Consider the following 11776-nt stretch of genomic DNA (forward strand, 5'->3'; position numbering starts at 1 on the left):
TGCGCGGCCAGCGCGGCCGCCCGGTCGAATAACCAGTAGATATCGCAGTTAAGGGCACTGGCCGGCGTGATCTAGCCGACGCGTTGGATGGGATTGCTACGCCAGCGCCCGCTTTGGCGTTAGACTCCATCGGGGCGCAGTGCAGGTCTGTTCGGCTGCACCGGGCCGCACAGCGGCCAACACAAGGGTGACACCGCTGGAGCGGTGTCACCAGGGTAGGGGCGGGTTTGAAACCCGCCCCTACAAGCCCAACTCCCGCCACCGCGCTTCAAGGCGCTTGACCGACACCGGATAGGCGGTCCCCAGCGACTGGGCAAAGAGCGACACCCTCAGTTCTTCCAGCATCCAGCGGATCTCATCCAACCGCAGGTCCTCGCGACCGGCCTTCTGGGCAGCGGCGCTGCGCTCACGCCAGCGGGCCTCGATCGGCGCCAGCTCGGCCATGCGCTGCTGGTCCCGGGCGCTGGCATGCAAAAGCGCCTGGGCACGCAGGTCCGCGGCCTTGAGATAGCGCGGATAGTCCTTGAGGTGCACGTAGGGGATGGCCTGCAGGAAGCCGCGGAAGACCAGGCGGTCCAGCTGGGCGCGCAGATCGTCTACCGATGGCTTCCAGTTGACCTGGGTGATGGCGGCCAGGCGCTGACGCAGTCCCTGATAGGCATCCAGGATGGCGCTGGCGAGCCGGCAGACCTCCTGCGCGGTGGTCGTGAGGCGCGGCTTGCAGCTAGTGAGACGCGACGCGAAGGCGGCTTGGGTGCGGATGGGCTCAAGGGACTCGACGAAAGTAAGGTCCAGAATGAGCGAGAGGAGTTCGTCGGCCAGATCAGGAGCACGGGACGGCTTGGCGGCAGCGCCCTTGGTAGACTCGGGGGGCACGGAGGCTGCGGGGCCGGGCCGCACTGGGGTGCGGCGCTCCCAGTCCGGTGCGGCGGGGGCCTTGGCGTATTGCAGCGCCATGCGGGCGAGGCCGGGGAGACCCTTCTTGAGCACCCGCAGCTCGGCACCCAGGTGCAACATGAAGAGCCGCCGCAGCCCGGCGCGCATGGCGAGCGCTGCACCCTCGGCCGAGTCCAGGACGCGGATGGCGACAGCCTCCCCGGTATCCACCAGGGCGGGATAGCCGCGCAGTTGGATGCCGGCGCGGGTCAGGTCCACCTGCTCGGGCAGGTCGCCGAAGGTCCAGCGGGTGAGCCCCTCGCGCTCCAGGCCGCTGGCCGGGATCGCGGCGAAGCGCTGTTGGCCCTCACCGCCGTGCTCACGCTTGAGTTGGGCCGGGTCGGCGCCGGTGGCGATCTCCTGGCCCGCGTCGTCCACCAGGCGGACCTTGATGCGCAGGTGCTCGGGGATGGCGGGGTCCCAGGCACCCTCCGGGACCAGCAGGCCGGTCAGCTCCCGGATCGCCTCGCCCAGGGCCTGGATCAGCGGCCGATCCGTGGGCTTGAGATGGGCAGCCAGGCGGACGGCGGTGTCCGGGATCGGCACCAGACCCTTACGGATGGCCTTGGGCAGACCGCGCAGCAGCTCGGTGATGCGCTCGGTCAGGAGCCCCGGGACCAGCCACTCCAGGCGCTCGCCGGAGACCTGATTGATCAGTGGCAGCGGCACCACCAGGGTCAGCCCATCGGCCGTACTGCCGGGGTCGAAGTGGTACTCCAGCGGCAGCCGGGTGGCGCCGATTTGCATCCCGTCGGGGAATGCCTCGGCGGTCACCCCGGCCGCATCGTGGCGCATCAGGTCGGCCATGCGCATGTGCAGACACTTGGGGTTCTTGCGGGTCGCCTCGCGCAGCCATTTCTCGAACTGGGCGGTGGAATAGATGCCGGAGGGCACCCGCTCCTCGTAGAAGGCGCAGATGACCTCCTCGTCGACCAGAATGTCGCGGCGCCGCGACTTGGCCTCCAGGTGTTGGACGTACTCGATCAGTTCGCGGTTGTGCCGCCAGAAGGGGGCACGGGTCGTGAAATCGCCCTCGGCCAGGGCGAAGCGGATGAAGATCTCGCGCGCCTCCGCCGGATTGATCGGGCCATAGTTGACCCGACGGCGCGGCACCAGGGTGACGCCGAACAGGGTCACCCGCTCAAAGGCCGCGACCTGCCCGGAATCCGCCTGCCAGTGGGGTTCCGCGTAGGCCCGCTGCACCAGGTGGGCACCGGCCGCCTCGATCCAGGCGGGCTGAACCCGGGCCACGGTGCGCCCGTAGTGGCGGGTGGTCTCGATGCGCTCGGCGGCGACGATCCACTTGGGACCGTCCTTCACCAGGCCGCTGCTGGGATGGATGACAAAGCGGCTGTTGCGAGCGCCCTGGTATTCGCGGTTCTCGTCCTTGAAGCCGATGTTGGCAAGCAGGCCGGTGAGGAGCGCGCGATGGATCTCCTCGGGGGTGCCGGGGGCCTCGCTCACGGCGAGGTCGCTGGTCCGCGCAGCGGACCCTACGGGCGGGCGCGACTGCTTCAGCGATTGGATCTCATGCAACTGCTCGCGCAACTGGGCGTGGATGTCGTGCCACTCCAGCACGCGGTTCCAGTTGAGAAAATGCTGCTGGCACAGCTTGCGGAACTGGTTCTTGGAGAGCGCCTTGCGCTCCTTCTCCACGAAGTGCCAGAGGTTGAGCAGCGCCAAAAAATCGGAGTCCGGATGGTTGAAGGTGGCATGGACCTGGTCCGCCGCCTGCTGCCGCTCCTGCGGGCGCTCACGCGGGTCCTGGATGCTCAGCGCGCTGGCGATCACCAGCACCTCGGCCAGGCAGTGGTGCTCGGCGGCGGCGAGCAACATCCGCCCGATACGCGGGTCCACCGGCAGGCGCGCAAGGTGTTGCCCAAGCGGGGTCAGTTCGCCCCGCGGGTCGATCGCACAGAGTTCCTCCAGGGTGCGGTAGCCGTCGGCGATCAGCCGCCCGTCCGGCGGGTCCAGGAAGGGGAATGACTCGATACCACCGAAGCCCAGGAGCTTCATCTGGAGGATGACGGCGGCCAGGTTGGTCCGCTGGATCTCGGGCTCGGTATAGCCGGCGCGCGCCTGGAAGTTGTCTTCCGTATAGAGCCGGATACAGATACCGGCGGCCACCCGCCCGCAGCGGCCCTTACGCTGGTTGGCCGAGGCCTGGGCAATCCGCTCCACCGGCAGGCGCTGAACGCGGGCACGGTGGCTGTAGCGGCTGATGCGGGCAAAGCCCGGGTCAACCACATAATGGATGCCGGGTACCGTGAGCGAGGTCTCCGCCACATTGGTGGCCAACACCACGCGGCGGGTGCCGTGGGACTTGAAGACCCGCGCTTGTTCCTCATAGCCCTGGCGCGCGAACAGCGGCAGGATCTCGGTCGAGGGCGGGTGGTGCTTGCGCAGCGTCTCCGCCGTCTCTCGGATCTCGCGCTCGCCCGACAGGAAGACCAGCACGTCCCCCCTGCCCTCCCGCGCCAGTTCGCCCACCGCGTCCGAGATCGCCTGCTGCATGGCGTCATCGCGCTCCCCGGCGCTCTCATCCTCGGCCGGCGGGCGGTAGCGCACCTCCACCGGGTAGGTGCGACCCGAGACCTCGATCACCGGCGCGGGGGTACCGTGCGCATCGGCAAAGTGCCGGGCGAAGCGCCCGGGGTCGATGGTGGCCGAGGTGACGATGAGCTTCAGTTCGGGGCGGCGCGGCAACAGGCCTTTGAGATAGCCCAAGAGAAAATCGATGTTCAGGCTGCGTTCATGTGCCTCGTCGATAATGAGTGTGTCGTACTCCAGAAGCGCGCGGTCGTGCTGGACCTCGGCCAGCAACATGCCGTCGGTCATCAGCTTGATACAGGTCTGCGGGGACACCCGATCGTGGAAGCGCACCTTGTAACCGACCAGACCGCCGAGCTCGCTGCCCAATTCCTGGGCGACCCGACTGGCCAGGCTGCGGGCGGCGATGCGCCGCGGCTGGGTGTGGCCGATGCGCCCCAGTACACCGCGCCCCAAGTCCAGGCAGATCTTGGGCAGCTGGGTGGACTTGCCGGAGCCGGTCTCACCGCACAGCACCACCACCTGGTGGGCCTGGATCAGCCCGGCCACCGCGGCGCGCCGCTCGCTCACCGGTAACTCCGGTGGGTAGGCAATGGCCGGAACCAGGGCGCGGCGGCGCTGCGCCAGTGCCTGGGAGGCGCGCACCGCGGCCCACAGCGCCACCAGCCCCTGATCCATCGGCTGCCCCTCACGGGCACGCCGCCGCAGGCCGCGCAGGCGTGCCCGCAGCGTCTGGCGGTCGGCGATCAGGCAGGTTTCCAGGTCTCGGTCGGTCGGGAAGGGATCGTTATTCAAGTTGGGATGAGCCCACAGGGGTTGCTCTCTGGCTGTCAGCGGTCATGGTCGGCGAACGGATCTGAGCATTCGCCCCGGAAAGCGGGTATGTTACCGCGCCGAATCGACCGTGTTGGCAGGACCCCCGACAAAACGGCCGAAAGCACTGACCGAGCTCCGTCACGGTCCTACCCGACAGCCAAGAAGCAAAGAGGATAAGGATGCAACGCAAAGCGCACCCGCTGCCGCCCGCCCGGTGGCCGCTGGCGACCCCGCCGCACTGGCGACGCGGCGTCATGACGCTGCTCGCCGGTTGTTCCGCCCTGATCCTGGCGACGCTCGCCGTGGCGCCGTCCCCGGCCGGCGCGGCCGCGGGAAACGAATCCGCCAAGCCACACAAGAGCGCCCCGGCCACCAAGCCGCAAAAGAAGACAGAGGCCGCCAAGCCGCACGCGAAGACGGCGGCCGCCGCGGCCCCCAAGACCAAGACCACCGAGGCCGCCAAGCACAAGGCCCGGCACCCGGCCGTCGGTCACCCGGCAAACGCTACACCAGCCACGTCCACGACGCCCCCAACCGCCAACCTGGGCGAACCCAAACCCGCCGCCGCATCCAAGGCCTTCGAGCACGGCCCCGGGGTGCTGGGCATGAGCCTGCGCACCCTGCGCCAAGAGCAGATCCAGGAATATGTGACCGAGCCGGTCGCCATGGTCGCCCTAGCACTGGACGACCTGCGCTTCGCCCCCGTCAACAAGGGCACCCATGTCGAGGTCAATCTGGCCGACCGCATCCCGTTCGAGGGCAAGGGTGACAAGATTGCCCCCAAGGCGAAGCGCCCACTGGATGTGCTCGCGCGGATACTCACCGACAACCCCAAGACCCGCATCCAGGTCCTGGTCCACACCGACGACCGGGGTGACCCCGACACCAACCTGCGCCAGTCGCAGCGGGCGGCCGATGCGGTCAAGGCCTACCTGGTCACCAAAGGCGTCGTCGCGGACCGGATCACCCCGATCGGACGCGGCTCAGAGGCCCCCTTGGTCGCGGCCGCCGGCCGCGCCCAGACCTGGCAGGAGCGTGTTCGCAACCAGCGGGTGGAGCTGGTCATCGAGCCGTTGGGCACAGTACCGGCGAAGCCGGCAGACAGTCCGATCCCCGCACTCAAGCCCCCGCAGGGCCAAGCGGGAGGACACGACCGGCCGATGTTAGTGAAGTAGCCCCGCGCGACGGGGTGCCCGAAACTCAGACCTTGGAGACTATGCGATGAAATTCACCACGATCTCTATACTTGCAATCAGCCTGGCCGCCCTGTCCGGGTGCGGCACGACCACCGCCTCGCGCGTGGGCACGGGCGCCGCCATGGGTGCTGCCACCGGGGCCGCGGTCGGCTCCTTTAGCGCCAATGCCGGCAAGGGCGCCCTGATCGGCGCGGGCGTCGGCGCCGTCGGCGGCCTACTGGTCGACAAGGATCAACAGGAGAAACAGAACCGGTACAACCGGAACAACCGGAACAACCGGAACTACAACAACAGCTACTGAGCGCGCAGGCCATCGCTGCGGCGTGCGCCCCGGGCCCGCGGCCGGAGCGCCCGCTCGTCAGCGCGCGACGCGGCGGATCTCAAAGGCGCTCTGCGTGATGCTGTCCTTTGCGGCCGTGCGCGAGCACGGACCGGCCCGCGGTTTCCATCGGCCGATGGTGGTCCGGCCGATGACCTGCTGAGTGTCCAAGCGCACCGACTCTAGGGACCCAAGCGGCCTAGGCTAGGGATGTAGCCCCGCACGCTAGGGCCTCCTGAATCCTGACCTTGGACATTATTCGATGAAACTCACCACGATCTCTGTACTCGCGATCACCCTCGCGGCCCTGTCCGGTTGCGGCACGACCACCGCCGAGCGCGTGGGCAGCGGCGCCGTCATGGGAGCCGCCACTGGGGCCGCGGTCGGCTCCATGAGCGCCAACGCGGGCAAGGGCGCCCTGATCGGCGCCGGTGCCGGCGCGCTCGGTGGCCTCGTCGTTGACCAGAACCAGAGGACGAACCAAAACAACCGGAACTACCGAAACTAAGACAAGAGCTTTTGAGACGCCAGGTCTCATCGCTGCGGCGTACGCGCCCGGCCTGACGGCCGGGGTGCCAGTTGGTCGGCGCGCGACACGGTGAACCTGAGAGGCGCTCTGCGCAATCCTGTCCTCTGAGGCCGTGCGCCACTGCAAGCCGGCCCGCAGTTTCAATCTAACCTGCCAGTCGGGCAGGACCGATTCCCCTGCGAATCAGCTGACCGCTGATCCACCGTGATATCCTTGCCGACCTTGGTGTTCGCGTGTACACGGAGACCCCAGCGTGGTCAGCTTTGTCCGAATACGAATACGCGGTTGAAAAGGACAAGCCGCTGTTCGGCTATGTGATCAAGGACGCTGCGCTCGAAAGCCGGGTCAGGACCCATGGGTCCAGCGTCATCAAGACCGATCACGCGCAGAAGCTCAAGGCGTTTCGTGCCTTGGTACTCACCAAGATGGTGCGATTCTGGGAGGACGCCAAGGACATCAAGATTAGCGTCGGCGAGACCCTGTCGCATTTCGCGCGACGGGGCGAATTGGTTGGCTGGGTCCGTGCCAGCCAGGAGGCCAATATGCCGGCACTCGCGGACGAGATCGCCCGCCTCAGCAAGGAGAATGCGGAGTTGCGCAGCCAGATCGCGGAAAGCGGGGTGAACGACAGCACTCTCGGGCTGGACTTCCGCGACCTTAGGAACATCCTCGAACAAAAGCGCTCCGCTCGTCAGGAAAGCCACGAAACGATAATTGGAACCAACTGAATTAGTTGATTCCCTGGTTCTCGCCCGCCTGACATTGCTTTCGCTGTGCTTAACCGAGACACGACCCGATGATGCGGGCAAGCCTGAAAGAGCTCGGCAAAGGAATCACACCCCGACCCCAGGCAAGCGCGGCAGATCACCCCCCGGATTCTGCTACAGCTCCGTCCGGGCTATTGTGGATGACGCGTCGGATATGAAGCCGCTCGCTCAATCATCCTCCCCGGTGTCCCGGGCCAAGGTCTCCAACCACGGAGCGATGTGCTCCAGCACCTCCGGCGGCAGTGACTCCCGTGCGATGATGCCCAGCACGACCGCGCGTGCCAGCGGGAGGGCCGGGTCGTCCCCGTTATAGCGCTTCCAGATGTCGCGGGCGATACCGTTATGGTATTCGTGGACTGCGCTATCCAGGTCCGCGGTGATCAGGCTGCCGGAGCGCCACTGATCGAAGCGGTCCGCCAGCGCGCCGAGCGCGGCGCGCATCTCGGCCTCCCAGGCACGGCCCATGTGCAATTGAAGCAACTTCTTGAGCGATTTCGGAAGCTTGTTCATGGCATCATTTCACTCATCCCGATTGGTCTTGGTCGTCGACACGTGGCAGGGCCTCGACTCATCGCCGGGTCGGCCTTGATCAGCGTTCCGGCCACCGGCACTCGCGGCGCACAGCGCCTGACACATGCGTAACACCGCTACAGCGGTGTCACGAGAATGGAGCTAGGCCCGCCCCATCGCCGCCCGCACACACCGCAGCAGGCCATAGTCGTATTTGCCCTGAAAGGCGTCGAACACCGGCTTGATGGCGAGTGGGGCATCGGCCGTGAGTTGAGTGAAGGCGAATTCGATGGCCTGGAGTTCTTCATCGCTGAGCGTGACGATCTCACCCAAGGCCAGCTCGCCCTCTTCGATACAGCGCGACAGGTGGGTATAGATGGTACTGATCTTCAGCGCGCGGCGCTCGGCGATCTGCGCGGGCGAGCGGCCGGTGCGCAGGAGATCCAGGGTGCCGCGCGCGGTGTCGTTCAGGCCCTCCTCCCAGACGCGACCGCCTAAGAGCCCACCGGCGGACGCGCTGGCGGGAGCGACCGCGCGCAACGGCAACTCGGGCAGGGGTGGAACCTGGGGCGGACGACCATGCTCCGCGGCATGTGCAGCGAGTTGCGACAGAAACCCGGCGCCATAGCGCTCGAGCTTGACCACGCCTACCCCGCTGATGCGGCTCAATTCGTCCGGGTCGCGCGGGCGGTAGGTGACCAGTTCGCGCAGGGTGGCATCGTTGAAGACCACATAGGGCGGGACCCCCTGCTCCAGCGCCAGTTCCCGGCGATAGGTGCGCAAGCGCTCCCACAGCGCCGTCGCCTCGGGGTCGAGCGGGGTCTGCGCCCGCGCGGCGCGGCCCTCACCCTTGACCTTGGCCGGGCGCCGCTCCGGGTCGCGGCGCAGCCGCAGGGTGCGCTCGCCGCGCAGCACCGGCCGGCTCTGCTCGGTGAGTTGCAGTGCCCCATGGCCCTCAATGTCCACCGCCACCAACCCGGCGGCAACCAGTTGCCGATAGACCGAGCGCCACTGCTCGGCGCTCAGATCACGGCCGATGCCGAAGGTGCTGAGCTGGTCATGCGCGTTGCGGCGGATGCGCTCATCCTCCTTGCCGGTCAGCACCTCGATCAGATAGTTGACCCCGAAACGCTGCCCGGTGCGAAAGATGCAGGACATTGCCTTGCGGGCCGCCTCGGTGCCGTCCCAACTCGCCACCGGGGCCAGGCAGGTATCGCAATTGCCGCAGGGGCTCGGCAGGGTCTCGCCGAAATAATTGAGCATGACCTGGCGGCGGCATTGCGTGGTCTCACAGAACCCCAGCAAGGCGTTGAGCTTGTGCATCTCCACGCGCTTGAACTGCTCTTCGGCCTCCGACTGCTCGATGAAGCGCCGCAGGGCGACCACGTCGCCGATGCCGTAGGCCATCCAGGCGTCCGCCGGCTGACCGTCGCGGCCGGCGCGGCCGGTCTCCTGGTAATAGGCTTCCAGGCTCTTGGGCAGGTCCAGGTGGGCGACGAAACGCACGTCCGGCTTGTCGATGCCCATGCCAAAGGCGATGGTGGCGACGACGATGACCCCTTCGCCGCGCAGGAACTCCGCCTGGTGGGCGCGCCGCTGCTCGGCGGGCAGGCCGGCGTGATAGGCGAGGGCCTTGCAGCCCTGCCCGCGCAGGAACTCCGCCGTCTCCTCCACCTTGCGGCGCGACAGGCAGTAGACGATACCGGCGTCATCCGGGTGCTCGCTGCGCAGGAAGGCCATGAGTTGCTGGCGCGCCTGCACCTTCTCGGTCACGCGATAGCGGATGTTGGCCCGGTCGAAGCTGGAGACGAACTGCGCCGCCTGCTCCAGGGCCAGGCGCGTGACGATCTCGCGGCGCGTCGGAGCGTCCGCGGTGGCGGTCACCGCAATCCGCGGCACCTGGGGCCAGCGCTCGTGCAGCAGGTTGAGTTGGATATATTCGGGGCGGAAGTCGTGGCCCCACTGGGAGACGCAGTGGGCCTCGTCGATGGCGAAGAGCGCGATCGTCACCCGCTCGAGGAGATCCAGAAAGCGCTCGGTGAGCAGTCGCTCCGGGGCCACATAGAGCAGGTCGAGTTCCCCGGCCAGGAGCGCCCGCTCCACCCGCGACTGCTCGTGTCCCGCCAGGGATGAGTTCAGAAACGCGGCCCGCACCCCGAGTTGTCGCAGCGCATCCACCTGGTCCTGCATCAGCGCGATGAGCGGCGAAACCACGATCCCGGTCCCCGGCCGCACCAGGGCCGGGATCTGGTAGCACAGTGACTTGCCGCCCCCGGTCGGCATCAGCACCAGGGCATCGCCGCCGTGCAGGACCCGCTCGATGACCTCCTGCTGGGCGCCGCGAAAGCGCGGGTAGCCGAAGACCCGATTCAAGACCTCCAGCGACTGTTGGTTCATCCCAAAAAACGCGGCCAAGCCGCGTCATCGCGACCAAAAATCACTGACACGATCCACAGGGGATCAGTTCCAAACACTGATCCAGTGATTCGCGCCAATGCGGCAGGTAGAGTCCAAAGGTCTCCTGGAACTTGTGGTTGTCGAGCACCGAGTAAGCGGGGCGCCGCGCCGGGGCCGGGTAGTCGTTGGAGTGGATGGGAAGCAGGCGGCACTCCAGCCCGGCACGCTCCAGGATCGCCTGGGCGAAGCCGAACCAACTCACCTCACCGCTGCCGGTCAGGTGATAGAGACCGCCGACTTGCTTGAGATCCACATCCCCACGCAAAACCCGGTAGAGGACGAGCCCAGTCATCTCCGCCAGCATCCGACTCCAGGTGGGGGAGCCGATCTGGTCGTCGACGATACGCAGTTCGTCTTTTTCCTTCAACAGCCGCAGCATGGTGAGCAGGAAATTGGCACCGCGCGCCCCATAGACCCAACTGGTGCGAAAAATCAGGCAGGGGGCACCGGAGTCCAGCAGGGCCAGTTCGCCACCGAGCTTGGTCTCCCCGTAGACGTTCAAGGGACCAACGGCGTCGTCCTCCGTGTAAGGACGGTCGGCGGCCCCGGAGAAGACGAAGTCGGTGGAATAATGGATAATCGGGATGCCGCGCTCGGCGAGCAGCCGACCCAGTTCGCCCACCGCATCGGCGTTGATGCGCCGCGCGATGTCGCGGTCGGTTTCGGCCTTGTCCACGGCGGTGTAGGCCGCGGCGTTGACCACCGCGTCCGGCTGGGTGTCTGCCACCAATTGGGCGAGCAGACCGTGGTCCAGCAGGTCGATGATCGGGCCATAGCCACTCTCGATGGAGGCTGCCACCACCTCGCCCAGACCCGCCAAGGTACGGCGCAATTCCCAACCGACTTGGCCGTTGGCGCCGATTAACAGGATCTTGGGCCGTGGGCCGTCAGTGCGATCCGGGGCCGGGGGGTGCTGGGTCATGGATAGTCCTCAATGGCAGGCAATCGTTCGGCCGGGATCTCCGACAGGGATGGGGCCGCTTGGTCTTTTTGGGAGAGTTCGCGTGCGACCTGGACCGACAGTGGCCAGTCGACGCCGATCGCCGGGTCGTCCCAGCGCACGCTGAACTCGGTCTCAGGGTTATAGTAATCGGAGCACTTGTAGCCGAACAGTGCAGTCTCGCTGGTCACCAGAAAACCGTGGGCGAAACCGGCCGGGACCCAGAATTGCCGCTGGTTCTGCGCCGACAGGGTAACCCCCACCCACTGGCCGAAGGTCGGTGAGCCGCGGCGCACATCCACCGCCACGTCGAAGACCTCACCCGCGAACACCTGGACCAGCTTGCCCTGGGCCTTGGGGTGCTGGCAGTGCAGGCCGCGCAGCACGCCACGCCGGGAGTAGGACAGGTTGTCCTGCACCAGCGGTTGCGCAATGCCGAGCGCGGCATAGCGGTTCGCGCGGTAGGTCTCCAGTAAAAAACCGCGCTCATCACCCCAGACCTTGGGTTCGATGATGAGTGCACCGGGCAGCCGGGTCGCGATGACATTCATCCGCGCAACCGCCCGCGTAGATATTCACCATCACCGCGTTCACGCAACGCCGCGCCGTCTTCATCGATCCAGCCCCTGGCGCGGATCATACCTTTGCAGTTCATTCAGGTTACTCCTGTTCAGCTGGCCGTGCCCAGACGCTCGCCGCGGTAGCTCTCGTCCAGCACCCGGCCGCACCAGTCGTCGTGGTCCAGATACCATTGGA

9 protein-coding genes are annotated in these 11776 nt (G+C 67.0%); 4 read left to right on the forward strand and 5 right to left on the reverse strand.

The window, feature by feature from the left end; genetic code table 11:
- Nucleotides 1-240: 240 nt before the first annotated feature.
- Entirely contained in the window at nt 241-4281 is a 4041-nt protein-coding gene (hrpA, locus tag QZY44_RS17130; protein WP_295448814.1) for an ATP-dependent RNA helicase HrpA, read from the reverse strand.
- Between the two features lie 200 nt (nt 4282-4481).
- Here hrpA and QZY44_RS17135 point away from each other — a divergent pair, with 200 nt between their 5' ends.
- From QZY44_RS17135 to QZY44_RS17150, 4 genes are all read left to right on the forward strand, one after another.
- Entirely contained in the window at nt 4482-5477 is a 996-nt protein-coding gene (locus tag QZY44_RS17135) for an OmpA family protein (RefSeq protein ID WP_295448817.1), read from the forward strand.
- Nucleotides 5478-5523: 46 nt separating this feature from the next.
- On the forward strand, nt 5524-5799 hold the full coding sequence (locus QZY44_RS17140; RefSeq protein ID WP_295448819.1) for a glycine zipper domain-containing protein: 276 nt from the start codon (nt 5524-5526) through the stop codon (nt 5797-5799).
- 280 nt (nt 5800-6079) lie between these two features.
- A complete protein-coding gene (locus tag QZY44_RS17145; protein ID WP_295448822.1) occupies nt 6080-6325 on the forward strand; it encodes a glycine zipper domain-containing protein in 246 nt (81 codons plus the stop codon).
- Between the two features lie 284 nt (nt 6326-6609).
- Nucleotides 6610-7074, forward strand: a complete 465-nt coding sequence (locus QZY44_RS17150; RefSeq protein WP_295448824.1) for a hypothetical protein — start codon at nt 6610-6612, stop codon at nt 7072-7074.
- Between the two features lie 207 nt (nt 7075-7281).
- Here the strand turns inward: QZY44_RS17150 and QZY44_RS17155 are convergent, their stop codons facing one another.
- The 4 genes from QZY44_RS17155 to rfbC form a co-directional block, all read right to left on the reverse strand.
- Complete coding sequence (locus QZY44_RS17155; protein ID WP_295448827.1) at nt 7282-7623, reverse strand: hypothetical protein; 342 nt, start codon at nt 7621-7623, stop codon at nt 7282-7284.
- 162 nt (nt 7624-7785) lie between these two features.
- On the reverse strand, nt 7786-10020 hold the full coding sequence (gene recQ / locus QZY44_RS17160) for a DNA helicase RecQ (RefSeq protein ID WP_295448830.1): 2235 nt from the start codon (nt 10018-10020) through the stop codon (nt 7786-7788).
- 40 nt (nt 10021-10060) lie between these two features.
- Nucleotides 10061-11002 (reverse strand): dTDP-4-dehydrorhamnose reductase, encoded by a 942-nt coding sequence (rfbD, locus tag QZY44_RS17165; protein WP_295448832.1) that lies wholly within the window; start codon nt 11000-11002, stop codon nt 10061-10063.
- Nucleotides 10999-11571, reverse strand: coding sequence for a dTDP-4-dehydrorhamnose 3,5-epimerase (rfbC, locus tag QZY44_RS17170; RefSeq protein WP_295448835.1), 573 nt, complete (start codon nt 11569-11571; stop codon nt 10999-11001). Before rfbC ends, rfbD begins: the two co-directional genes overlap by 4 nt.
- Between the last annotated feature and the right edge of the window lie 205 nt (nt 11572-11776).

This window comes from uncultured Thiodictyon sp., assembly GCA_903837595.1.
Lineage (GTDB): Bacteria > Pseudomonadota > Gammaproteobacteria > Chromatiales > Chromatiaceae > Thiodictyon.